The organism is Kosakonia arachidis, assembly GCF_900116535.1.
Lineage (GTDB): Bacteria > Pseudomonadota > Gammaproteobacteria > Enterobacterales > Enterobacteriaceae > Kosakonia > Kosakonia arachidis.
In genome coordinates this window covers 20,901-45,481 of the sequence record NZ_FPAU01000007.1, presented here as the reverse complement: position 1 = coordinate 45,481, position 24,581 = coordinate 20,901, and the positions used below count along the sequence as shown (strand labels likewise).

Here is a 24,581-nt window from a genome sequence, read left to right as displayed (position 1 = left end):
GCCTTCTGAAACAGATTCACAGTTATGACATCCCTGACGAAATTGAGGTTGGGCGTATTTACGTGTGATTCCCGCCTGCCAGGCCCGATATTCCGCCACCTTCTGGCGCTGATGAGTCCGTCGTCATGTCCTCCACATTATTGATATAAACCTGTAATCCCGCTGCGAGAATATCGAACACCGTTTTACAGGCCTTACTGTGGCGCAAGTCCTCATGCATCACCAGCCAGGTGTCGAGATGAAATGCAAAGAAATCAGGCATCAATCTCTCTAACGCCACAGGAAAATCGGCCAGTTGAACCTGACACATCCCTATGCCCGTACCTGCGCGAATAAGGTTCAATTGCGCCACATCACTGTCAGTGCGCACGGTAAAAAGTTCACGATTTAACTGAGGATAGTGTTTCAGTGCCTGTAAAATAAAGGGCGTCATTTTATCAAAGCCCACAAGCGTATGGGTGAACAACTCGTCAATATTTTGCGGTGCGGCATGGCGTGCCAGATAGGACGGTGAGGCATGCAGACCAATTTCAATACTGCCTAATCGACGCGCAATCAGTTGTTCCTGTACCGGCGTGGTCATGCGTACCGCAATATCCGCTTCCCGGTTCAATAAATCCTGCGTTCGGTTAGACAGCACCAGTTCAATGGTAAGTTGTGGATAATCTTCTTTCATTCGTGCAATCAGGGGGGGCAGCACTTCAGTACCGATAATTTCGCTCGCAGATACGCGAACCACGCCATGCAACCCGGCGGTGTGGTTACTGAAGCTGGCAGCCGAACGCGCTATCATACTGGCCGTGTTTTCCATCGCTTGCGCATGGCCTTGCAGCGCGATTGCCGCATCCGTGGGCTGAAGACCGGTCTGAGAACGTGTAAACAAAACCAGGCCAAGGGCGGATTCCAGTGCTGCCACGTGACGTCCCGCTGTGGGCTGGGTGATGGCAAGCATGCGTGCTGCCCCTGACAGGGAACCTTCTTTCATCACCGCCAGGAAGGTTCGATACCATTCCCATGGAATATTTAGCTTCATACAAAAATGCATACCTGTTGTCTGATGTCATGCAATTACATTTATCTTGCGCCGGGACTACGATGTCAAGCAGACATCCAGCAAAGGTAAGACAATGAAAAGCAAAAACAAGGTGCTCATATTGGGCGCAACAGGTGGAATCGGTGGCGAAATCGCCCGTAAACTCACCCGCGAAAAATGGGACGTTCGTGCATTGCGCCGCAACGCTCCGCGGAATGAAGAGCAGGGGAGTATGACGTGGATAAACGGTGATGCACTGAATGCTGAGCAGGTCGCGGCTGCCGCGTCAGAGTGTAGTGTGATTGTTCATGCCGTTAATCCGCCCGGCTATCGAAACTGGGAACAACTGGTTTTGCCAATGTTACAGAACACCATCAATGCCGCAGAACGAAATGGCGCATTAATCGTTCTCCCGGGTACCGTTTACAACTACGGTCCGGACGCCTTTCCACTCTTGGGGGAAGACTCTCCGCAAAATCCTGTCACCAGAAAAGGCGCAATACGGGTGCAAATGGAGAAGGCGCTGTTCGCTTATGCGCAGCGTGGCGGAAAGGTGCTGATTCTGCGGGCTGGCGACTTCTTTGGCCCTGACGCGGGCAACAACTGGTTTTCACAGGGATTGATCAAACCGGGGCAACGTCCGCAGATAATTAAAAACCCAGGCAAAGTCGGGACAGGCCATCAGTGGGCCTACTTGCCGGATGTCGCCGAAACGCTGTCTGCGTTGTTGGCGCGTCGGGATCAACTTGACCCTTTTGCCTGCTTTCATATGCGAGGACACTGGGATGCCGATGGTACTGAAATGGCCGAAGCCATACAGCGTGTCGTACAACTTGCGGGTGTTAATGCGAAGGTAAAATCCTTTCCCTGGTGGCTCATCACGGCGATGGCACCTTTCAACGCCACACTGCATGAAATGCTGGAGATGCGCTATTTGTGGAAACAGGCAATACAAATGGACAATGCAAAACTGATCGCTTTCTTAGGCCACGAACCGCATACCCCACTTATTGAGGCTGTGCGTACCACGTTAATCGGCCAGGGCTGCATTAATTACGCACTATCCTCGCATGCGTGAGCAGCTTAGAGAGCGACGTTGAGTCTCGTTTCTGGCACGCAGCTGCAAATCCAGACATAGCCGGGTCTGCTGTGAGCGAAGAGTGGAAGTTATCCGCCCATGGACATGAGTTTTACGCAAACGCGCTAAAATTTAATGGGTTGAATGACCAAAACACTTAAATTTCAAGTGCAGCAAGGATTGCGGCTTCCATTTTCTCCGGGGTGGTGAACGGTGCAAAACGCTTGAGCGGTTTACCGTCGCGCCCGATCAGGAACTTAGTGAAGTTCCACTTGATCCGCCCACCCAGCACGCCGGGCAATGCGTTTTTCAGATAACGAAACATCGGATGCGCTGCGGTTCCGTTAACCTCTACTTTCTCGAACATTGGGAAGCTCACACCGTAGTGAATATGACAGGTCTGCGCGATGTCGTCGGCACCGCCGGGTTCCTGTTTACCGAACTGGTTGCAGGGGAAACCCAGCACCACCAAACCCCGGGCGGCGTATTTCATGTAGAGCGCTTCAAGGCCGCCGTATTGGGGCGTGAAGCCACAGAGGCTTGCGGTATTAACGACCAGAACCACCTTACCCGCGTAGTCGTTCATAGAGATAAGCTGGCCGTCCAGACGGGTGGCTGTAAATTGATGAAAGGTCGTCATAGCGGAATCCTCAAAGCAGAATCAGTTCGACACCAATGTTGCCACGTAGCGCGTTAATGCCGGAGCACAGGGATGGATTGTGCAGAATCGATCCTGTACCTGATTGAGTGGCTGGCCTGGAATCGTGTGCAATACATCTTTGCAAAGTAGAACGAAAAGAACAACAAACAGGCGGCCTTTGACCTGCGCGCCGGGATAAACAAGCGAAAAAAAGTATTTTTTATCGAATAGATTCAGAAGGTGTGGCGTTTACCCATCATCAACAACTGATGGAGTCTACTCTATGGCTGAGACAACGCCACTGTTAACACGACAGCGCTACGATAGTTTTACCCTGGCACTGCATTGGGTCACCGCAGCCTGTGTCATTTTCCTGTTTGCCAGCGCACATATCTGGGAGCAACTGGAACGGGGAACACCACTGAGAAAAGCGTTGCAGGCCGTTCATATTTCCTGCGGAATCCTACTGGCAGTGGTAATGGTAATCCGGCCGTTATGGCGGCTATTCAGCCGGTACTCTGCCCAGTTTTCTGTGCCCCCAATTGAAGGGGCAAGGCTGGCTAAACTGCTCGCACATGGCATGCACGGCGCGCTTTATCTTCTGCTTTTTGCACAAATCGTACTCGGTTTTCTTTTCCGCTGGTCGCAGCAGGAGCCATTCCTGTTCTTTGGCCTGTTCGACCTGTCAGGGTGGGTGCAGATTACACCAACGCTACGACATACCCTCGCGCAGTGGCACGGCACTGTGGCCTGGGCACTGGTTTTCCTGGCATTGGTACATGCTCTGGCCGCGCTTTTTCATCACTACATGTTACGGGACAGCGTACTGAGTCGTATGCTGCCTGGCCGCGCTTTTCGTTAATCCGGAGTTCACCATGAACCTATTTTCGTTTTTACATTCTGCAATTATTCAACGTCTGCTACCCGTGGCGTTTGTTCTGCTAACCACGCCGGTTTTTGCCGCAGGTGACGATAATACCAACAGCAAAACGCCGGATTGTCCTACCGGGCAGGTGTATGACAGCACGACCAGGCAATGCGTTGCCGAGAAAACAAGCCAGCTCAGTGATGAAGATAAAACGCGTTATGCTTATCATCTGGCAAAAAAAGGGGAGTATCAGGCGGCCCTGGATCTGCTCAACACGCTGAAAAATGGTGATACTGCGGAAGCCTGGAATTACCGGGGCTATGCCACGCGTAAGCTGGGTCGTACTGATGAGGGTATCGGCTATTATCAACGTTCCATAGCACTCGATCCGACCTATGCCAAAGTACGTGAATACCTTGGTGAAGCATGGTTAGTGAAAGGGCGTCCTGACCTGGCAAAAGCGCAACTGGAAAGCATCGCTACACTTTGCGGTCAGCGTTGCGAGGAATACAGGGATCTGCAGGCTGCTATCGACGGCCATCCTGAATCCTGAGTAATGCAATGAGGATAAAAAAATCACTACCAGTGACGTCCGTCAGCATCTTGCTGAACATCTGACGCGCCTGTGGCGCTATGGGCTGGTTCTGTCGCGTAACCGCGAGGTTGCCGAAGAACTGGTTCAGTCTACCTGTGTCCGCGCGCTTGAAAAAAGCGCGCAGTTCACCCCTGGCACACGCATTGACAGCTGGTTATTCACTATCCTGCATTCCATCTGGATTTCAGAGGTGCGTTCCCGCCGGGTGCGGCTGGGGCAGGGGTTCGTCGAAAGCGATGAATTACTGGCACCGGATACCTATGAACAGGATGAGGCTCGCCTGCACTATGCGAAAATTATGCAGCACGTGAGTGCCTTGCCAGAAGCGCAACGCAATGCGGTATTTTTAGTGTATGTCGAAGGTTTTACCTATCAGGAGGCGGCAGATACGTTGTCTGTTCCGATTGGCACCATCATGAGCCGGCTGGCTTCGGCGAGGGCGAAAATCGCCCAGGTTATTCACACGCCGCACCCTGTACAGGAGAAGCGATATTGAAACCAATGAGATTTACAGCACCGTACAGTGATGAGGCGATAGTCGCCTGGCTGGATGGCGAAATGCATGCAAGTGATGCAGAGCGTTTTGCGGTCGCGCTCAGTCAGGATGAACAACTGGCCGAACGAACAGACGTGTTAAGGTTCAACCAGGCTGACATTGCCCGCGCTTTCGCACCACTCCTGAAAGAGGCACCGCAGTCTCGCCTGGAAGCACGACTGACCAATGTGCTCGCCCAGCCATCGGTAACCACTCCCCGGGCAACGGGAGTCAGCCGACGCGCGTTGATCGCGGCTTCGCTCAGTTTTCTGGTTATCGGTTCGGGGCTGGGCTATTTCACACGCCCTGCAACCAGGGCTCAGGGTGAGAGCGAAAAAATTCGTGACCTTGAGGCACAGTATATGTCTTTGTACAGTGCAGAAACGTTGCTTGATGCAGACAGTTCTCCATCAGCATTGCAGCGTGGACTGACGCGTACGGCACAAGACATAGGTTTGCAGACGAATGAGCAGCAACTTGTGCTGCATGGGGCGGAGTTGAAAATGGTGCGTATGCTGCGCTATGACAGTACCTCGATTGCGCAAATCGCCTGGATGCATGCCGATTATGGCCCGATGGCGCTGTGTATATCACCGGACCGCCATCCAGCCAGCACAGAACTGAATCATGAGCAGCGCCATAAGATGAATCTCGTCTGGTGGCATTCCAGAGGATATCAGTTTGTGTTGATTGGCCGTAACCCTGTTTCCCAACTGCAACAAAACGCACTGACGCTGCAGGCTGCACTTTCATAGCAAAAAGCATACGCCGGTATGCCAATTAACGGGCTGCCGGTGAAGTTTATACGGCCTGATGCAAGCGGGCCTGAATATCAATATTGATTATCACGTTGTCATCTACCAGCGCAGCGAAACTGTCCATATTGAATGCTGAGCGTGAAATCGTCGTTGAGGCATGCAGATAAATATTCGCAGCATCTGTGAATCCGGTGTTTTTCCCCATCAGTAGGGCATCCAGTATCACCGGGCGCGAGACGTTCTTAACCGCCAGTGTGCCAAAAATCCGAAAATGGCCGGGTCCCAATGACACCACGCGGTTACTGATGAATGTGATGTTCGGATAGCGTCCGGCGTCAAAAAAAAGCGTGCCTTTCATTTGCCAGGTTAACAGCCTGTTAGACGCTTTCAGCGTCGCCACCGGAATGGAAACATTGATATTATCGCCCTCGTCGTTTCCGGCATTGAGTGCAATATCACCCGTCACATCTCCGAGTCTGGCCTCAGACATATCCCCAAAGGCATGCCAGGAGAGAGTAATCGTTGTTTTCTGCGTGTTGATACTGTAGTTAGCAGTACTGGCATATAACGAAAAGGGATTGAGTAAAAATCCGAGAGCGATCAGGGGCACGATACGCGTCATGTTGATAATCCTTGATGTGTTTAGTGTGTAAACGTGCCAGCCGTGTTTTTTATTCGATTTGTTTCACCTCCATTGTGGCGAATGCAGTTAAAGCGCTCGGCTCCCACCTTGATTAACGATTAACACAGGCTGAAGCTAACAAGGCCTGTTCCTGGTGTAAGTACCTATTCACTCCGTTTAATCATTCTCATAAAGAAAGGAATCACTGTGTTGTTGTGACTCTTTTTATCTGTCATTAAAAATAGATGACGCAAACGCAGAGCGATATGACCACCAGTTTAGGGGGGCCGTTTAAACGCAAATTTTGGCAATTGGCAGAAAAGGAGATGTACCCGCCTGAATGTTTTATCCGCGGCGCGTAGTGGGCAAAGATGCTGCGGCGATCCTGCGATTTTTATTGTTGACAACAATCACAAATCCAGTGTGGTGTGCTATCGGCCCCAGGCCGATTGTAGAGAATGGGTTAGCTCTTCCTGTAAAGAGGGAAACAACATGGTTAATGAGACTATTTCAACGATTCCCGGATGGAGCACATTCCCATATGCTCTGCAACAGGTGTTGCTCCGCCAGGCCCGTGTGCGAAATGAGAAGGCTGGCAGCATTGTTTTTCATCAGGGAGCGGATGTTGAAGTCATTGCATGGATTTTAAAAGGACACCTTTTTACCAGCGTACAGCATGCAAGCGGCAACCGTACACTACTAACGCATGTCCCAATTGGGAGAATGATTCTGTTTAATTTTGTCTGGAAATCCATGCCACTGGATCGCGATTTTATTGCGATGACTGATGTCGAGTTGCTGATACTTCCGCGCGCCAATGCCATCCAGTTGCTGGCCCAGTATGATGAACTGAAAATGCAGGTGATTGACTCGCTGACTGAGCGTCTCAACGATCTCGACCGGGTTTTATTCACGCACAAAGTTGCTTCGCGTGAGGCTTGTATCGCGTCTTTTTTAGTGGACTGCGAAGAAGGCCAGAGAGGTATTCAGCGGGACAGGCATATTCCTTTTACGATGCAATTTATGGCGGAATGTCTGCGTCTTTCACGTCCATTTGTTGCCAAAACACTGAAACATTTCGAGGACCAGCAACTGGTGGCGCTTAATTATGGCAACATCGAGGTGCTTGATATCGATGGTCTGCGTGAGGTGGCGCTCCGGCAGATTGTGTAATCTGTGAACTTTACCGCTCAGCAAATGTTAACCTTTGCCATTCACCTCCGTTGTGAACTGCCAGAATAAATCCATGTTCACTGCACATGAGGTTATGATCATGTACTGCAAAGGTTATCATTTCGAGCCGCATGTCTCGTGCTTATCCGAGGATGCCTCTCTCTCTGACGCTCACATCATGACCCGTATGATATTTTTCGGGAATCCGGTCACTACCGGGCCTATCTCTTCCACTGCCGGTGATCATTTTTATCGCAACTTAAAGAGTCTTCCCTCGGGTCTACAGTCAAGTGGGGGCTAATGAAGGAACGCATTATTCTGTATAGCGTTTTTCATATTTGCAAAAGGCATTAATATTCTAATGTCGCAGGAGTATTTTTAATCTTATTTCAGTTGGTTAATTTTCATTGTGACATTTACCTGGGCTTGATGTGTTTATAACGCATCCGGGCATCATTTTCTAATGTCTGGCTGGATAACTGACGGCTTAATTTATTAACTGGGTGAGGTTTATGCAAAACACAAACAATATAACGAGCCAGACAACATCTTACTCTTCTGTCACACGTAGTAATTTTGGTGCATGGGGTTGGAGCATGGTTGGCTTCAGCATGTTGATGTATTACAACTTTGCGGCCTGGACTGCGGATGGGCTGAACGTTATTGTCCAGAGTTTTGTCGATCTGCATGGCTGGGATTTCGCAACATTATTATCATTCTCGACGCCTGCGGGTTGGATAGGTGTTGTTGGTGCGCTGATTATTGCCGAAATGATTAAACGACGCGGCGCGAAAATAATTGCTATCATTGGGTTGTTAGCGCTTGGCTTGACCATGATCTGGTTCGGCCGGATAACGTCTTATATGGAATATGCCATCGGTCTGGCATTAATGAATTTGCTGGCAACCGGCTGCTGTTTTAATGTTCCGGCAACGTTACTAAATAGTTGGTTCCCGCGTAAAAAAGGATTGGCGCTGGGGTGGGCAACAATGGGAATGTCATTTTGTACCGCGACATTAATTCCCCTGATGTTCTTTCTCTTCAACCGGTTCGGTATCCCAGGCGCTTATGCCGTTGTCGGCGGCGTGCTGATTACACTGGGTATTATTTCGATATTCTGGATCCGCAATACGCCTGAGGAATTGGGGCTTTATCCAGATAATGAACCGATCTCCCGGGAACAGCAGACTACCAACCTTGCCATGCAGGCCGATTATCAGAGCACGTTTACCTACCGGGTTTTATTTAAAGACCGGGAAATGTGGTTAATCTCCGTTGGCTATGGCTTGCTCTGGTTGGTGGATATTGGTGTCGTCAGTCAGCTTATTCCCCGGCTGATCTCGGTTGGCTATGAGAAAGAAACCGCAGTCTGGATGTTTACTTCCGCAGCGTTGATTTGCGCTATTTTCAGTTATTTCTGGGGATGGGTGGACGTCAAAATAGGTACCCGTAAAACAAGTGTTGTTTATGCTTTTTTCTTCGCGATTACTCATTCTTTTTTATTGATTCGGGGAAATGAGGTTTTTACCTATATTACGCTGCTACTGGTTGGTGCCAGTATTGCAGGAATAAAAGAGCTTTGCACATCAATGGTTGGTACCGTATTTGGTCGCTATGATTTTGCGGCAGCGAATCGCCTGGTATCCACGATTGCCTGTTTATTTCGAGTAAGTTGTTTCGCTGTCATTGCCATTAGTCTTAAATATACCGGTGGTTATGATGGTGCATATATGTCATTTATTGTTATGGACCTTATTGCCGCTGTATTGATTTTTATGATTAATGATAAATGTAAGGGGAAACAGGATGTGTCGATTGCATAATTAATCCATTCTGTATTCGCATGGGGTATCAATTTTATTCAGGAAATAATGTCATGCTGGGAAAAGAAATTATTTCTCCACAACAAGCGGCTGCCATGGTGGAGGACGGTATGACCGTCATGATCGGCGGTTTTATGGCAGTGGGTACGCCAGAAAAAATAATTGACGCACTGGTCGAAAAAGGAGTCTGTGACCTCACAGTTATCGCGAACGATACCGGATTGCTTGATCGTGGTATCGGCAAATTAGTCGCGAATAAACAAATTAAAAAAATTATCGCCTCTCATATTGGTTTAAACCCGGAAACGGGCCGACAAATGTCGCAGGGAGAACTGGAGGCCGAACTGATCCCCCAGGGCTCGTTAGTTGAACGTATCCGTGCCGGTGGGGCCGGGCTGGGCGGTGTGCTCACCCGCACCGGGCTGGGTACTGTCGTTGAAAACGGGAAACAACAGGTGATTATCGATGGGGAGCCCTGGCTGCTGGAACGCCCGCTCCAGGCGGATATCGCGTTGATTCGGTGCTCTGTCGCCGATACAGCCGGTAACGCGCTGTTTAATAAAACGACCAAAAACTTTAACCCGGTAATGGCGACTGCCGCCCGCGTCGTGATCGCGGAATGTGAATCCATTGTTCCGATGGATTGTGCAGCCGCCGATCGTTACAACACGCCCGGTATTTTCATCGATTACCTGGTGAGGGAGGCATAACACCATGGATAAAAACGCCATCCGGGAACGTATTGCACGTCGCGTAGCCCGTGAGTTGCAAAAAGGAGACCTGGTCAATCTGGGGATCGGCTTGCCGACGCAGGTTGCCAACTATGTGGACGACAGCCTCGGCGTGATTTTCCAGTCGGAAAACGGCCTGGTCGGGCTGGGGCCTGAGCCCGCCATGGAGCTGGTGGATAGCGATTTAACCAACGCCGGTGGGCAACCCGTCACCGCCGTGCCGGGGGCCGCGTTTTTCGACAGTGCCCTGTCGTTCGCCATTATCCGCGGCGGCCATGTGGACGTCACGGTGCTCGGCGCCCTGGAAGTGGACGAAGAAGGCAACCTCGCCAACTGGATAATCCCCGGCAAGATGGTGCCGGGAATGGGGGGCGCGATGGACCTGGTCAACGGCGCGAAGCGCGTCATTATCGCCATGGAACACTGTGACAAAAATGGCCAGTCAAAAATCCTGCCGCGTTGCCGTCTGCCCCTCACCGCTGCGGGCCAGGTCAACCTGATTGTGACCGAAAAGGCCGTGATTGAAGTTAAACACGGGCTGATTTTGCGGGAAATCGCCAGCGACACCACCGTCGATGAAGTCATCGCGCAGACTACGGCACCGCTGCGGGTTTCAGAGACATTAACCCAATTTTCATAAAAGAAGGATGTATACCCATGAAAGTCATTCAGGTGAGCGAAGCAAAAGCCTACGACCCGCCGTTACATTACGGCATGGTTGCCCTCAAATTGTGCGACGGCGCTTTATGCAACGCAAAACAATTCTGGTGCGGGTTATCGCATTTTTTGCCCGGCGGCGGGGCCGAGTGGGCGTACGCCGATTCCCCGACAGAGAAATTGTACGTGGTGCTGGACGGGGCCATCACTATCCGGACCAAAACTGAAACCCGTATTGTCAGTAAAGGCGAAGCGGTTTTCATCGCCCCTTTCGAAGAACGTGAAGTCATCAACCACACCAACTTCCCGACCAGCATGCTGGTTATCGCCAGCAATGCGTAATCATTGAGGAATAAAGGCATGGACAAGTCCTGGGATAATAAAGTTAAGGCACTGTTTAATATTGAAAATAAAGTCGCGGTTATTACCGGCGGCGCAGGTTCTCTCGGTGAAGGAGTCGCGCGCGGCCTGGCGAATTTTGGCGTCAAAATTGCGGTGACGGGGCGCACGCTGGCGACGCTGGACAAAACGGTACAGCAGGTGAATGAAGCCGGGGGCGAAGCCATCGCGTTTGCGGCGGACATGACCGACGAAACCTCAGTGAAAGCGCTGGCCGATAACGTGATAGCAACATGGGGGAAAATCGACTTTCTCATTAATATCGCGGGTATCGCCATTCGTCACCCGGCGGAAAGCTTTGATATTGGCGATTTTCGCAAAGTTATTGATATTAACGTCTCCGGTACATTTATTCCCTGCAAAGTGTTCGGTGACATTTTTATTAAGCAGGGATTCGGCAAAATCGTGAATACCTCTTCGGTGCGGGCATTCGCCGGGCATCCTGGTGGCTATGCGGCATATGGTACCTCTAAGGGGGCGATTAATTTGCTGACCCGACAACTGGCGACGGAATGGGCGAAATACAACATCAATGTTAATGCTGTCGCACCGACGATTTTCTGGACACCGCTGACTCAGGAAGTACTGGAGGATGAAAAACTGAAAAAAATCTTCCTCGACCGTATCCCTATGGGGCGTGCGGCGGTCGTGGAAGATATGGTCGGCTCGGTCATTTATCTCTGTTCCCCGGCGGCTGATTTCATTACCGGCCAGGTTATCTATGTCGATGGTGGCTGCACCGCGGGTTAAAAGGAGAGCATCATGTCGTGCTCAGTCACGCAGGTCACAATTCTGGGGGGCGGGTTGATGGGCAGCGGTATTGCTCAGATCTTTGCCGCCCGTGGGGTTAACGTCACGATTTATGATGTTGACGCCAGTATTTATAAGGCACCGGAGATGATCAGGGCCAATCTGCAACGTATGCAGACTGACGAGGCCACCATTGACGCAATCCTGGGCCGGGTCATTTTTTGCGACAAGCTGCCCGCCAGTGTCGCCGGGGCGCAAATTGTGTTCGAGTGCGTACCGGAACAACTGGCGCTGAAACAGCAATTGTTTCGGGAATTGGATGCCTGTTGCCCGCCGGAGACTATCCTGGCTTCAAATACGTCGGTTATCAGTATCAGCGAAATTGCGCGTGATGTGCGGCACAAAGAGCGTGTGCTGGGAACGCACTTCTGGAATCCGGCATTTCTGATCCCTCTGGTGGAAGTTATCCGCACCCAGTGGACCGATGAAGCGCTGTTTGAACGCACAGTGTCACTGCTTAGCTGGGCGGGAAAACGCCCCGTCAAGGTGAATAAAGATGTTCCTGGGTTTCTGGTCAATCGTCTTCAGCATGCCCTGTGGCGCGAAGCGATTTACCTGGTGGAACAGGGGATTGCGGATGCGCGAACAGTCGATGAAGGTATTCGCTTTGGTTTTGGGCTGCGCTTGCCAACGCTGGGACCGCTGGAAAATGCCGATATGGTGGGGACAGATCTGACGCTGGCGATTCACGAATATATCTTCCCGCATCTGAATAATGCCACCACGCCATCCCCGCTATTAAAACGCCTCGTGGCGGAGGGCAAACTGGGGTTCAAATCCTGCGAAGGGTTTCAGACCTGGGACGAGACCACTATTAATGAAAGCCGTGAGCGTCTGTTGAATTATTTACAACGTGTTACACAGTCATCAGAGGAGTCATAAAAATGAGTAAGAAAGTCTTTGTCGATTTAACACATCCCTTTAGCGCTGATACGCCGCGCTGGCCATATTTCGATAAGCCACTGATTGACAACGCGCACACGATGGCAAAAGGCGGTGTATTAACGCAGCGTATTTCCTGCACCATGCACACAGGGACGCATTGTGATGCACCGCGTCATGTAATGGAAATGGAATTTGATGGTAAAAGGGCGCGCTATACGCATGAAATGCCGGTGGATGCTTATACCGGGGATGCCATTTGTCTGGAGATCCGGGTAGGGCGCTGGGGGTTGATTCTCCCTGAACATTTAGAAGACGCCTGCCAACGGGCAAATATTAAACCAGCAGAACTGGCCGGAATGGTCGTGTGTTTAAATACTGGTATGCACCGTAAATTTGATGACTCCAAAGAGTATTATCATTATTCCTGCGGTACCGGGGTTGAGGCCGGAAAATGGTTCGTCAAACATCAGGTCAAATGTGTGGCAATGGATATGCAGGCGCTGGATCATCCATTACACACCGCGATGGGAAATAATGGTGCGACCCGTATGAATTTGCTCGGCGCATCAGGGCGGCCAATTACCGATGAATATATCAGCCAGTTTGGCGAAGAGGCTTACGCTGAATTTGATAAAGAACTGTACATTAAAATTCATGGTCAGGATGCCTACGAGGCGAAATTTGGTGATCTGGAAGCAATTGGTTGTTGGGGGACATGGGAACCCTGTCATAAACAAATGTTGGGCCATGGTATTGTCGGTGTGGAAAACCTGGGCGGGAATTTAGATAAAGTCTCCGGGAAACGGTTCCGCTTCTTTTGTTTCCCGCTACGCTGGTATTTGGGCGATGGTTCGATGGTGCGTTGTGTTGCTGAAATTGACGAAGACAATCTCAATGACGTACCGGAAAGAACCTACAGTTACGGAGGTTGCATTTAAACGATAAAAAGTGTGTTTCCATTTATTTTTAAATGCATGCAACCGGATAACGGTATTTAATCTGTAACGCGCCTGGTATTATTTATTGTCTGTATGATTTCTTGTTTAAAAAACGAGAAGGGTGATTATTTTTTAAAGTAATGTCTAAAAATATTTTATTTTATTTTTACTGGTGATTTCCTTGCGGAAAAGTGGCTATTACCAGGCGCCGACCGTTTATCCCGTAAATAAAGTCGTGGAGGGCTGCTGGGCTATTTACAGCATGCCACACTGTCAACTGTGGGGTAATAAATATGAGTGTTAAGGATGTTGTTATTGTCAGTGCAGCGCGTACACCAATTGGCTGTTTTGCGGGCGTGTTGAAAGAGCTTTCCGCCATTCAGTTAGGGGAGTACGCGGTATCTGCGGCGATCGCCCGCGCGGGCATCAAACCCGATGATGTCGATGAGGTCATCATGGGAAATGTCCTGGGAGCCGGGTTGGGGCAGAACGTGGCACGTCAGGTCGCGATTTCGGTCGGCATTCCTTTTGAAAAGAGTGCGTTTAATGTCAGCAAAGTGTGTGGTTCCGGCCTGAAGGCCGTCATTCTGGGGGCGCAGGCCATTGCGCTTGGCGACGTGGACGTCGTGGTCGCGGGCGGGACGGAGAGTATGAGCAACGCTATGTACCTTGCCTCGGCGACCCGTTGGGGACAGCGCATGGGCAACAGTCTGCTGGTGGACAGCATGTTAAGCGACGGTCTGACTGATGCCTTCTCCGGTGAGCACATGGGGATGACGGCGGAAAACCTCGCGCAGAAATATCACCTTTCGCGGGAGGCGCTTGACGCATATGCGGCAGAGAGCCAGCAGCGCACCGAGTGGGCGCAGAAAAACGGTCGCTTTGATAATGAAATCGTACCGGTGAAAATCGTCACCCGCAAAGAGGAACGCTATGTCAAAACCGATGAATTTCCCCGCCACGGTACGACGCTGGAGTCACTTTCTCGCCTGAAACCGGCCTTCCGTTCTGACGGCGTGGTGACTGCGGGGAACTCGTCTGGCATCAATGACGGTGCGGCCGCGCTGGTACTGATGAGCAGAGAAAAAGCCTCCGCACTGCAATTGCAACCGCTGGCGGTGATCCGCGCCTGGGGGAACGGAGGCGTCGATCCCAACTTTATGGGCTATGGCCCGGTCCCGGCGACCCGCAATGCTCTGGCGAAGGCGGGTTTGCACGTTGACGATCTGGATGTCATTGAAGCCAATGAAGCGTTCGCCTCTCAGTCCCTGAGCGTTATCAAAGGGTTAGGTATTGATCCGGCGAAAACCAACGTTAATGGCGGCGCGATTGCCCTGGGTCATCCGATTGGCGCGTCCGGCGCCCGTATCCTGGTTTCCCTGCTACATGAAATGCAGCGCCGCCATGCGCGCTTCGGCCTGGCGACTCTGTGCATCGGTGGTGGCATGGGGCTGGCTATGATTGTTGAAAAAGAATAATTTTCAAGAGGTTAATTATGTCATCTGAAAATAAAGTCATACTGACTGTCGCCTGTACCGGCGCCTGGCCGCAAAAAAGTGACACCCCCTGGATCCCGCTAACCCCCCAGGAAGAGGCGGATGAAATTGTGCGCTGTTGGGAGGCGGGCGCTTCCATCGCCCATATCCATGTACGTGATGATGAGAACCATGCGTCGATGGATTTTGACAAGTTTGCTGAGACTGTCCGGCTGGTCCGGGCACGCAGCGACATCGTGATTAATCTGACGACCTCGGGCGGGCTGGGGCTGGATGATGCCGTGCGCATGAAACCATTTCAGCTATTACGCCCGGAAATAGCGTCGTTCGATGCGGGCACTATGAATTGGGCGCACTCCACCATATTTGAGAACACCCCGCGCTTCCTGGAAAAACTGGCCGCGAGCATGCATGAATGCAAGGTCAAGCCGGAATTCGAAATTTTCGATGCCGGGATGATTTACAACGTTCTGTACTATCGCAAAAAAGAGCTGCTGTCGGGGACGCCGAACTTCCAGTTTGTACTGGGTGCGCCAGGCGGAATGACCGCCGAAGTCCGCAACCTGATGTTCCTGCTGGAAACCTGTCAGCAACATCTGGGTGATAATTTCACCTGGTCGGCGCTGGGCATTGGTCGTGGGCATCTGCCTATTATGTTCGCCGCGCTGGCGCTGGGGGGAAATATCCGGGTAGGGATGGAGGATAATATCTTCTATCGCAAGGGTGAACTTGCGCAATCCAATAGCTGGTTTGTCGAACGCGTTAAACGGGCTGCGGCTGAAATGGACAAAACCATCGCCACACCGGATGAAACCCGCGCCATGCTTGGGTTAATTCGCCAGGAGCCAGTATCGGCCTGAATGGATGGACGTCGTGTAGCCTCTGCAGGCGGGGCTACATCGGGAAAAGGTTTTGTGGGAAAAGGTTCATATGAATATTGGGATCCCCATGGAAGTGCTCAGCGGCGAAACCCGGGTAGCCGCGACGCCAAAGACCGTGGAGCAGTTACTGAAACTGGGTTTCAGTGTCGCAGTGGAAAGCGGCGCAGGACAACTGGCCAGTTTTGACGATGATGCCTATCGCGCCGCTGGCGCGACGGTGGCTGACAGGGCGCAGGTCTGGCAGGCTGATATCATTCTTAAAGTGAACGCCCCTCTGGCGCATGAAATATCCCTGCCTCACGCAGGCGCCACGCTGGTGAGTTTTATCTGGCCTGCCCAGAACCCGGAGTTGCTGCAGCAACTGGCGACACGCAATATCACAGTGATGGCTATGGACTGTGTGCCGCGTATCTCCCGTGCTCAGGCGCTTGACGCACTCAGCTCCATGGCGAACATCGCCGGTTACCGGGCCATTGTGGAAGCTGCCCATGAGTTCGGCCGTTTCTTTACCGGGCAGATCACCGCTGCCGGTAAGGTGCCGCCCGCGAAAGTGATGGTGATTGGTGCCGGGGTGGCCGGTCTGTCCGCCGTTGGGACGGCAGGTAGCCTGGGGGCGGTGGTCCGGGCGTTTGACACCCGTCCAGAAGTGAAGGATCAGGTGAAAAGCATGGGTGCCGAATTTCTGGAGCTGAATTTTAATGAAGAAGCCGGGAGTGGCGACGGCTACGCGAAGGTGATGTCGGACGCCTTTATCCTGGCGGAAATGGCCTTGTTCGCCGCCCAGGCGAGGGAGGTGGATATTATTGTCACCACGGCGTTGATACCGGGCAAACCGGCTCCGAAACTGATTACCCGCGAGATGGTGGATACCATGAGGGCTGGCAGTGTGGTGGTGGACCTGGCGGCTCAGAACGGCGGAAACTGCGAGTACACCGTGCCAGGTGAGGTGTTCACCACTCCGGGCGGGGTGAAAGTTATCGGCTACACCGATTTACCCGGGCGCCTGCCGACTCAGTCCTCCCAGCTTTACGGTACCAACCTGGTGAATCTGTTGAAGCTGCTGTGTCAGAACAAAGACGGCACGATAACCATTGATTTTGCGGACGTGGTGGTGCGTGGCGTGACGGTAACGCGGGCGGGAGAAGTGACCTGGCCCGCGCCTGCAGTACAGGTGTCCGCCAGGCCGCAGCCGCAGGCCACACAGGCAAAAGCCGCTCAGACTGCGGAGAGTGAGAAACCGGGCAGCCCGTGGCGGAAATACGGGCTGATGGCGCTGGCCATTGCTCTGTTCGGCTGGCTGGCGAGTGTGGCGCCACGGGAGTTTCTCGGACACTTCACGGTGTTCGCGCTGGCCTGTGTGGTGGGTTACTACGTGGTGTGGAATGTTTCCCATGCGCTGCACACGCCGCTGATGTCGGTTACCAACGCCATCTCGGGAATTATCGTCGTAGGGGCGTTGCTGCAGATAGGGCACGGTGGTTGGGTCAGCGTGCTGAGTTTTATCGCGGTCCTGATTGCCAGCATCAATATATTCGGTGGTTTCACCGTGACGCAGCGCATGCTGAAAATGTTCCGTAAGAATTAAGGGGTAGCACATGTCCGGAGGACGGGTAACAGCAGCATACATTGTGGCGGCCATTCTGTTTATTTTCAGCCTTGCGGGTCTGTCGAAGCACGAGACATCACGACAGGGGAATCTATACGGTATTGTCGGGATGGCGATTGCACTGGTGGCGACGGTTCTGGGAACAGAGGTCAGTTGGGTGGTGTGGATACTTCTGGCGATGGTTATCGGCGGCACGGCAGGGTGCTGGTTGGCACGGCGGGTGGAAATGACCGAGATGCCGGAGCTGGTGGCGATGTTGCACAGTTTTGTGGGCCTTGCCGCGGTGTTGGTGGGGTACAACAGTTTCATTGACCACGAGCCGGGCATAACAGGCGTGATGGAGAACATTCACCTGACGGAGGTCTTTCTGGGGGTGTTCATCGGGGCGGTCACTTTCACCGGGTCGGTGGTGGCATTCGGCAAGCTGCGCGGGAAAATCTCCTCGAAACCGCTGATGTTGCCGCACCGTCACACGTTGAATCTTGCGGCACTGGTGATGTTGTTTGTGCTGCTGGTGATATTTGTGCGCACGGGGAGTGGCGGGCAGCAGGTATCCTTACTGCTGATGACAGCGATTGCGCTGGCGTTTGGCTGGCATCTGGTGGCGTCGATTGGCGGGGCGGATATGCCGGTAGTGGTGTCGATGCTGAACTCCTATTCTGGCTGGGCTGCTGCGGCGGCAGGTTTTATGCTGGGCAATGACCTGCTAATCGTGACGGGGGCGCTGGTGGGCTCGTCAGGGGCGATACTGTCGTACATTATGTGTAAGGCGATGAACCGTTCGTTTGTCAGCGTGATAGCCGGAGGATTCGGCACGGATGGCGGGGCGTCTACCAGCGAGGAGGCGACGGGGGAACACCGTGAAATCAGCGCAGAGGAAACCGCGGAGCTGCTGAGGAATTCTGACTCGGTCATCATTACGCCGGGTTACGGGATGGCGGTGGCGCAGGCGCAGTACCCGGTGGCGGAAATCACAGAGAGAATGCGAGCGCGCGGGGTGAATGTACGTTTTGGCATTCATCCAGTGGCAGGGCGCCTTCCGGGGCATATGAACGTGCTGCTGGCGGAGGCGAAAGTGCCCTATGATATCGTACTGGAGATGGATGAAATCAACGAGGATTTTGCCCAGACCGACACAGTGTTGGTGATAGGGGCCAATGACACGGTGAACCCGGCGGCGCAGAACGATCCACACAGTCCGATCGCCGGGATGCCGGTACTGGAGGTTTGGAAAGCGCAGAATGTGATAGTGTTCAAACGGTCCATGAACACCGGTTACGCGGGGGTGCAGAACCTGTTGTTCTTTAAGGAGAATACACAGATGCTGTTTGGTGATGCGAAAAAGAGTGTAGAGGCGATACTGAAGGCCTTGTAATTATAGGTTGTCGGGGCAGGAATAACAGCGGCACTGAGACGATGTGCCGCTTTTTTATGGATGCTATTTACGGAAACGTAAGTCTGAAACACAACGGTGAATTAAATTTTTTATATTTTCTTCAGTAATTGACTTGTTATTTTATTAAGCCGCGATGCGGACATGAGAAATATAAGGGAAAGGTGAACTGGATTGCTGCCAGAAAGTAAATAATTGACATTGTAAAGATGTCATTTGTTTACAATGTCAGACAGAAGAACATTATGTTCTGATAACGAGGAGGCAGTCATGAAAGTTGCAATTATTGGCCATACGGGTATGGGGGGGCAACTCCTGACTCAGGAGTTGCTGCTACGGGGTCATCACATAACGGGGCTTGCCCTGGATGCGGAAAAATGCCCGCCACAAAAAAATTTATCATCCATAACCTGTAATATTCTTGACGATAGTTATGAGTCCGTAGTGAATAATATTCGCGGCCATGACGTTGTCGTCAGCGCTTTTTCCGGTGGGCATGAAGTGGATATGCAGGTTTATTACCGTCAGGTTGAGGCGACACGTAAAATTATCCGCTGCTTCAAACAGGCGAAAGGTCGCTATCTTATCTATATTGGCGGTGCCGCAAGTTTATATGTCAAACCCGGAATGCAAATGTTCGACGATCCCCGTTTCCCACAATGGTATTTCGGGATTGCGCCAGCAGAGCATTTACGATGGTTGGGCGATATAACCCACGAATCATTTTTCTTTGCTGCCGCAGAGCGGCGTGAAAAAGGACTACTGGCCCGGAGCGAGCCGGATCATGAACTGCAGCAAGCTGTGGCGGGGTGGAAACGCGTTCCTTTGCTGGAAGGGTGTCGCGTCGCACTGGACTTATTTGAAGCGGACAAAGGTTTTAACTGGAGCTTCTTATCACCGCCGTGGTTTTATCGTCCGGGCAAGAAAGTGGGTGGTTATCAAACCGGGGTGGATTTTATGTTAATGGATAATGGTATTCCGGCGTCAATATCTGTCCCCGACCTGCAAATGGCCGTTGCTGATGAAGTCGAAAATCAATTTTTATTACATAAACACTGGACTGTTGCAGGCGTAAATTAAATCCGGCGAGGGAATCGGTCGGAAGAGAGTGATTACTATCGCCTGTTTATATATTACGTAGCCACCCATTTCGACCATGATATAACGTATCTATTCAATTTCCTGTGATACTCCGGTATGACAGGAAATTCCATATCTATATCTATGAGAGCGTATACTATGCTTTATCGTACATATAACAGGTGGGCGACTTATTATTTCTTTTTACGGGGTAAATACTATGGTTTTGACTATCCCTTAGCGATCTATTATAGGCATATGTCCAGATGGTCGGTGTCCGCTATTCGGTGTTGTTTTCGATATTTATTTTCTTTCTGGAGTGTGCTGCTATCCGTATTACTTCTGGTATGCGGTAACAGTGATGCTGCAGAAAATGGTAAATATTCTTACATGCCTGGCTCATCAAGTTATTTTTCAGCTGAAATCCCTCCTGCGCCCGGTTTATATTATTTTAATCAGCTAAATTATTTTCATCAAAAATCACTCTATGATGGTGATGGCAATAAACGAAATGTTGGGCTCGATGTTAAAGGGGTTATTAATAGCTTTCGTTTTATTAATGTATGGGATGTGACCCCATTGGGTATGTCAACTTTTTCTTCACAACTGATTATCCCAACGGGTTATATTGATATGTCGGTATCTGCAGCTCAAAGTAAAGATTACGCCCGGGGCGTAGGCGATATTATTTTTAATCCGGTTTACGGGAAATGGCAACTTACCACATGGCTACATATGGTAGCAGGGCTTGATTTCGTTCTACCAACTGGGGCATATGATAAAAATAATATAATCAACATGGGGAATAATTACTGGTCAATCCAGCCAGTGATGGGAATTCGCTATGATAATCCCTCTGGGCTTGATATTGCCATCAATCCTCGTTATTCGTTTAATACCCGCAATAATAATACAAACTATACCAGTGGTGATTCTTTATATCTGGATTTTGTTTTCGGGTGGCATGTCGGTCCATTTGAACCGGCCATTCTCGGCGGATTATGGAAACAAATGACTGCAGATAAACAAGGTGGCGTAGATATTGGTAATCGGGCTCAGAAGTTGACAATTGGACCGGGTGTTTCGTATCGCTGGAAATATTTTAATTTTATTGCTGAGTACCAGCATGACTATCTGGCAGAAAATACAGCTGGCGGGGATACGTTCTGGATTAATATCAGCATGCCATTAACTGGTCGTCTGCTGGGCGGGCAGGGAAAATAAATAAAGCGTATTGCTTGAGGCGTTGGTACGTCAATGAGTTAGTCTGTTGATGAGTTGTCGCCCCTGTTTATACCTCCTCTCCTGATTCATTCTTTACTGCGAACCTGTACGGCATATCGTCAGTTTTACTTCCCGCGAGCGTCTCTCCTAAGGTAATAATATGCTGGTGATATGGGGCAATTTGTTACAGAATTAGGCCATGAATCGCAATAGTGGGTGACATAACGTATGGTTAACAACTTACGTCATACGCGGGGGCGGCCAAAAGCGAGTGAAGCTGCGGTCCGTGTTGAAAAACTGCTGGAAATCGCAACCGATGTATTTCTTGAATACGGTTATAGCCAGGCGAAAATGCTGGATATCGCCATCAGGGCCGGGGCCTCAAAAAGTTCATTATATGCACTGTATCCGACGAAACAGGCATTATTTATAGAAGTGATTTCAAAACGTATTACCTTGCTGAATGAACAGATGGATGAAAGCCTTTCTGCTGATGAAGAATTGCCCATTATATTGCAACAGTTCAGCAATAGTCTGGTGATGACATTAATGCAGGATGATTTACGCACCCTGTTTAATATTCTTCTTGCAGAGAAAACGAATTTCCCCGAACTCGCAGAATACTTCTGGCAATCAGGCCCAGGAAAACGTGTGGAGAATCTCGGTGCCTGCCTTGCCAGCCATCCGCAATTTATTGGCAATGAACCTTATCGCGCCGCGGAAATTTTTGTCTCTGCCTGTTGGGGCGTATTCCTGGTTAAATCGTTATTGATTAAAACGTTTACGGTAAGCCCTGAGGATATCGCTATGCATACACGTGAAGTCGTGGCTGTTTTTATCTCTCAGTATTGTAAAAAGTAGCCAGCTTAAAAAATGGCCCACGTCAATAACGCGGGCCGTTGGCATCAGGCAATAGATTTTCCGCCAAGTTCTGCATAAATTTTCGGCAGAAAATCTCTGAATCGGGTAAATTCGCAGACATTATGCCGTGCCAGCCCCTGAATTGCCGGGGCAGGCACGGCAACGCCGGGTGGTAGTGACAGCTCGGGTTGCCCATCAACAAACCGATAACCGAGCCAGAAACGGGTGCGGTGTTCCAGACCTTCGTTCGTTTCACGGAAAATATGACACATAATGGCCGGCGCGGTAATGCTGTCATCGGTTTTATCGACGGCGACACCCCAGCCAACGCCGCCGGCGAAAGTGGCTACGTTGGGTTTTTTCCAGCGCGTCATATCAAACCCGAAATCCTGTGGCGACATAAAATGAATATCGATATTTTCCATCCCACAGTTTGTGTCTTCGGTGACATGGTGCACCACGCCCCAGTTTCTTTCCCGGTACGGAATAGTGTCATCAAGCAGACGTTTACGGTTTTCCGGGCTGACGGTTAACCCACCGTGCTGCGGTGGATACCAGATGCGATAGCGTAAATCTTCCAGGGGATGCCAAGAAAACCACCAATCTATCATGTCAGCCGTGATGTCTGGGTATACCATTTTATTAGCAATAAATCCGCCGCCATTTTTTAAATTACACCACCCGGTTTCTATATCCAGATCGCCTGGATTGAGTAAATCATTCCTCTTTTCTGGGTAGAGTGCTTTATTGGGATCGCACGGTTTATCCATCATCGCATAGTGTTGAGGGTCAGGTTCAGTAATTACATCATAATAGTATTTTGCGAAGGGACGTTGTTTCTCCTGCTCGGTTAAATCCGGGCGTAGTGCTCTATGCTTCGTCGCTGCTAAATACTCATCATAAGTGGGTTGAACCTGTTCAGGGATAATCTGGCTCATATCTTCTCCTTCAGACTAATTAGCCTGACATTTATTGTGGAGTATCACGAATAATAACGATTTGCTTGGTGTACAAGAAAAAGGATTTTGACCAGTTGGCAAAGTGGAGATCGCTGTTTTGCAGATTGTCGACATATTCGCGAAACGCACCGGCCTGCTCGATGGTGTCAAACCAGTGACTGACAACAAGATCGTATCTTGGCGGGTTGACCATTTTAAAATGATTGCGTGCCGCAGCATCGTTATCATTTAGCCGTAGGCGTTTACTCATGACACACCGGCGGAGTTGCGATCTGGCATACGGTGATTTTTCCAGCGCAGCATAATGGGCCTTTTTCCAATAGATAAAGAAATCTTCCGGGTATACGTGTTCGTCACGCATAATAAAATGGAACACTTTCAATGCCCCAACATTTTTTACTATGCCAAGACCGGGATTGAATTGCGGTAGCGGAGAATCAACGCTGACTTCCTCTTCCTCTGACATAATCGTGATGCTATTGGGTTCATCAGCAAAGAACTTACCGTCATCACTGGTGGCGCTGGGGACTGGGGGCTCGAGTGTCTGGATCATTTCAGAAAAGTTATTAAAATATAACTCTACAATTCCATCGCGATCAGCGATTTGCTGATGTGCTTCATCCTGTAACGTGCCAAAGGCGCTATCAATGACATGGTTCTGGATATATTGATGCAATGCTCCCCGGGTGTTGCGTGCGATCGTACCATGATAAAACTCAATGTATCGCTGGTAATCTGCTCGGGTCAGACCCGGTCGTCTTCTTGATGCTGCAATTAATTTCAACATAGGTAATCTCCAGGTTTTTCTTAGAGATGGTGCTTTCATAAATGCTGTTTTTTCAGTGATGGCGTTTTACTTCTCCATGCAACAAAAAGTTTTCAGGTGGATGCTGAAATAGCGCATTTTACCATAATGAAAACCAGTATACATTAAATGTACTAACGGGTACATTTAAATGATCAAGGTCACAATTTAACTTTTTAAAAAATATTTAGCCAAAGTGTAATAATGGTTTTTTAAGGTAAAAGAGGGACGCATCTGTGAGTGTTTTTTGGTTTTCATTTATAACATATTGAATAATCTGTGCTATTTGTGTTTTTCCGTTCTTCCTTATAAAAAGTGTATCTAATAAAGACAATGTATATGAATATGTTTGGCTAAGTTACCATTAGTGTTTCCAACGCTTATGCGTTAACTCAGATGGATTCCACGTTAACGGCCTTTTATCGGCGGCCCGATGTTAATGCAACTAAAGATATTCAAAATTACTCATTATTTTTGCGGGGGAGGGCATGCTTACCACTTCAAAAAGTGACTGGACTGTCAGTTAGTTAAATAAAATATGAAATTATGAAGCGTTCCACAATAGAAAAGTAAAAAAGTGACATTTTCTAAAATTCATTTGTTTATGATAAATAAATACCACCGTAAAAATGAGAGTGGTTTTTAGTTCAGATGATAGTGATGATTGTTCTCCTCCCTGTAAACAGTGCCTGGAACTAAAACAGGTGCGCTTACATCTGGCATCAACCTCG

24 protein-coding genes and 1 pseudogene are annotated in these 24,581 nt (G+C 50.2%); 20 read left to right on the top strand and 5 right to left on the bottom strand.

What is annotated here, in order from left to right:
• Nucleotides 1–142 precede the first annotated feature (142 nt).
• Nucleotides 143–1,033: pseudogene (locus BM427_RS20700) on the bottom strand (LysR family transcriptional regulator); the annotation flags it as partial.
• 94 nt (nucleotides 1,034–1,127) lie between these two features.
• On the opposite strand from BM427_RS20700, the gene BM427_RS20695 reads away from it, so the two are divergent.
• The gene (locus BM427_RS20695) at nucleotides 1,128–2,111 is read left to right on the top strand and encodes an NAD-dependent epimerase/dehydratase family protein (RefSeq protein ID WP_090125170.1); all 984 of its coding nucleotides are present in this window, start codon (nucleotides 1,128–1,130) and stop codon (nucleotides 2,109–2,111) included.
• Nucleotides 2,112–2,268: 157 nt separating this feature from the next.
• On the opposite strand, the gene BM427_RS20690 is transcribed toward BM427_RS20695, so the two are convergent.
• Nucleotides 2,269–2,751 (bottom strand): glutathione peroxidase, encoded by a 483-nt coding sequence (locus BM427_RS20690; RefSeq protein ID WP_090125167.1) that lies wholly within the window; start codon nucleotides 2,749–2,751, stop codon nucleotides 2,269–2,271.
• A gap of 283 nt (nucleotides 2,752–3,034) precedes the next feature.
• On the opposite strand from BM427_RS20690, the gene BM427_RS20685 reads away from it, so the two are divergent.
• The 4 genes from BM427_RS20685 to BM427_RS20670 are packed head-to-tail and all read left to right on the top strand — an operon-like array spanning nucleotide 3,035 to nucleotide 5,504.
• Nucleotides 3,035–3,613, top strand: coding sequence for a cytochrome b (locus tag BM427_RS20685; protein WP_090125164.1), 579 nt, complete (start codon nucleotides 3,035–3,037; stop codon nucleotides 3,611–3,613).
• 13 nt (nucleotides 3,614–3,626) lie between these two features.
• The gene (locus tag BM427_RS20680; RefSeq protein ID WP_090125161.1) at nucleotides 3,627–4,172 is read left to right on the top strand and encodes a tetratricopeptide repeat protein; all 546 of its coding nucleotides are present in this window, start codon (nucleotides 3,627–3,629) and stop codon (nucleotides 4,170–4,172) included.
• Between the two features lie 22 nt (nucleotides 4,173–4,194).
• Nucleotides 4,195–4,710: a sigma-70 family RNA polymerase sigma factor gene (locus tag BM427_RS20675; protein ID WP_090125158.1), complete on the top strand. Its 516-nt coding sequence runs from the start codon at nucleotides 4,195–4,197 to the stop codon at nucleotides 4,708–4,710.
• On the top strand, nucleotides 4,707–5,504 hold the full coding sequence (locus BM427_RS20670) for an anti-sigma factor family protein (RefSeq protein WP_090125155.1): 798 nt from the start codon (nucleotides 4,707–4,709) through the stop codon (nucleotides 5,502–5,504). Before BM427_RS20675 ends, BM427_RS20670 begins: the two co-directional genes overlap by 4 nt.
• A gap of 46 nt (nucleotides 5,505–5,550) precedes the next feature.
• On the opposite strand, the gene BM427_RS20665 is transcribed toward BM427_RS20670, so the two are convergent.
• A complete protein-coding gene (locus tag BM427_RS20665; protein ID WP_090125152.1) occupies nucleotides 5,551–6,129 on the bottom strand; it encodes a YceI family protein in 579 nt (192 codons plus the stop codon).
• Between the two features lie 492 nt (nucleotides 6,130–6,621).
• Between BM427_RS20665 and BM427_RS20660 the strand changes: the two genes are divergently transcribed.
• The 15 genes from BM427_RS20660 (at nucleotide 6,622) to BM427_RS20590 (ending at nucleotide 22,086) form a co-directional block, all read left to right on the top strand.
• Nucleotides 6,622–7,302 carry a Crp/Fnr family transcriptional regulator gene (locus BM427_RS20660; protein ID WP_090125149.1) on the top strand — a complete coding sequence of 227 codons (681 nt, stop codon included), beginning with the start codon at nucleotides 6,622–6,624 and terminating at the stop codon, nucleotides 7,300–7,302.
• A gap of 512 nt (nucleotides 7,303–7,814) precedes the next feature.
• Complete coding sequence (locus BM427_RS20655; protein ID WP_090125146.1) at nucleotides 7,815–9,125, top strand: MFS transporter; 1,311 nt, start codon at nucleotides 7,815–7,817, stop codon at nucleotides 9,123–9,125.
• Between the two features lie 56 nt (nucleotides 9,126–9,181).
• Nucleotides 9,182–9,835 carry a 3-oxoacid CoA-transferase subunit A gene (locus BM427_RS20650; RefSeq protein WP_152406450.1) on the top strand — a complete coding sequence of 218 codons (654 nt, stop codon included), beginning with the start codon at nucleotides 9,182–9,184 and terminating at the stop codon, nucleotides 9,833–9,835.
• Nucleotides 9,836–9,839: 4 nt separating this feature from the next.
• A complete protein-coding gene (locus BM427_RS20645) occupies nucleotides 9,840–10,496 on the top strand; it encodes a 3-oxoacid CoA-transferase subunit B (RefSeq protein ID WP_090125140.1) in 657 nt (218 codons plus the stop codon).
• A 17-nt stretch (nucleotides 10,497–10,513) separates the two neighbouring features.
• Nucleotides 10,514–10,855 carry a cupin domain-containing protein gene (locus tag BM427_RS20640; RefSeq protein ID WP_090125137.1) on the top strand — a complete coding sequence of 114 codons (342 nt, stop codon included), beginning with the start codon at nucleotides 10,514–10,516 and terminating at the stop codon, nucleotides 10,853–10,855.
• An 18-nt stretch (nucleotides 10,856–10,873) separates the two neighbouring features.
• Complete coding sequence (locus BM427_RS20635; RefSeq protein ID WP_090125133.1) at nucleotides 10,874–11,662, top strand: SDR family NAD(P)-dependent oxidoreductase; 789 nt, start codon at nucleotides 10,874–10,876, stop codon at nucleotides 11,660–11,662.
• A 12-nt stretch (nucleotides 11,663–11,674) separates the two neighbouring features.
• Nucleotides 11,675–12,604, top strand: coding sequence for a 3-hydroxyacyl-CoA dehydrogenase family protein (locus BM427_RS20630; protein ID WP_090125130.1), 930 nt, complete (start codon nucleotides 11,675–11,677; stop codon nucleotides 12,602–12,604).
• Between the two features lie 2 nt (nucleotides 12,605–12,606).
• Complete coding sequence (locus BM427_RS20625) at nucleotides 12,607–13,545, top strand: cyclase family protein (RefSeq protein ID WP_090125128.1); 939 nt, start codon at nucleotides 12,607–12,609, stop codon at nucleotides 13,543–13,545.
• 293 nt (nucleotides 13,546–13,838) lie between these two features.
• Nucleotides 13,839–15,023, top strand: coding sequence for an acetyl-CoA C-acetyltransferase (locus BM427_RS20620; RefSeq protein WP_090125125.1), 1,185 nt, complete (start codon nucleotides 13,839–13,841; stop codon nucleotides 15,021–15,023).
• 17 nt (nucleotides 15,024–15,040) lie between these two features.
• Complete coding sequence (locus tag BM427_RS20615; RefSeq protein ID WP_175539147.1) at nucleotides 15,041–15,901, top strand: beta-keto acid cleavage family enzyme; 861 nt, start codon at nucleotides 15,041–15,043, stop codon at nucleotides 15,899–15,901.
• A gap of 70 nt (nucleotides 15,902–15,971) precedes the next feature.
• Entirely contained in the window at nucleotides 15,972–17,507 is a 1,536-nt protein-coding gene (gene pntA, locus BM427_RS20610) for a Re/Si-specific NAD(P)(+) transhydrogenase subunit alpha (protein ID WP_090125117.1), read from the top strand.
• Between the two features lie 10 nt (nucleotides 17,508–17,517).
• Complete coding sequence (pntB, locus tag BM427_RS20605) at nucleotides 17,518–18,903, top strand: Re/Si-specific NAD(P)(+) transhydrogenase subunit beta (RefSeq protein ID WP_090125114.1); 1,386 nt, start codon at nucleotides 17,518–17,520, stop codon at nucleotides 18,901–18,903.
• A 288-nt stretch (nucleotides 18,904–19,191) separates the two neighbouring features.
• Nucleotides 19,192–20,001, top strand: coding sequence for an NAD(P)-dependent oxidoreductase (locus tag BM427_RS20600; RefSeq protein ID WP_167518504.1), 810 nt, complete (start codon nucleotides 19,192–19,194; stop codon nucleotides 19,999–20,001).
• Between the two features lie 321 nt (nucleotides 20,002–20,322).
• Nucleotides 20,323–21,225: a SphA family protein gene (locus BM427_RS20595; RefSeq protein WP_167518505.1), complete on the top strand. Its 903-nt coding sequence runs from the start codon at nucleotides 20,323–20,325 to the stop codon at nucleotides 21,223–21,225.
• A gap of 228 nt (nucleotides 21,226–21,453) precedes the next feature.
• Nucleotides 21,454–22,086, top strand: a complete 633-nt coding sequence (locus BM427_RS20590; RefSeq protein ID WP_090125103.1) for a TetR/AcrR family transcriptional regulator — start codon at nucleotides 21,454–21,456, stop codon at nucleotides 22,084–22,086.
• A gap of 44 nt (nucleotides 22,087–22,130) precedes the next feature.
• On the opposite strand, the gene BM427_RS20585 is transcribed toward BM427_RS20590, so the two are convergent.
• Entirely contained in the window at nucleotides 22,131–23,024 is an 894-nt protein-coding gene (locus BM427_RS20585; RefSeq protein WP_090125100.1) for a DAPG hydrolase family protein, read from the bottom strand.
• 31 nt (nucleotides 23,025–23,055) lie between these two features.
• Complete coding sequence (locus BM427_RS20580) at nucleotides 23,056–23,832, bottom strand: EthD domain-containing protein (protein ID WP_090125097.1); 777 nt, start codon at nucleotides 23,830–23,832, stop codon at nucleotides 23,056–23,058.
• Between the last annotated feature and the right edge of the window lie 749 nt (nucleotides 23,833–24,581).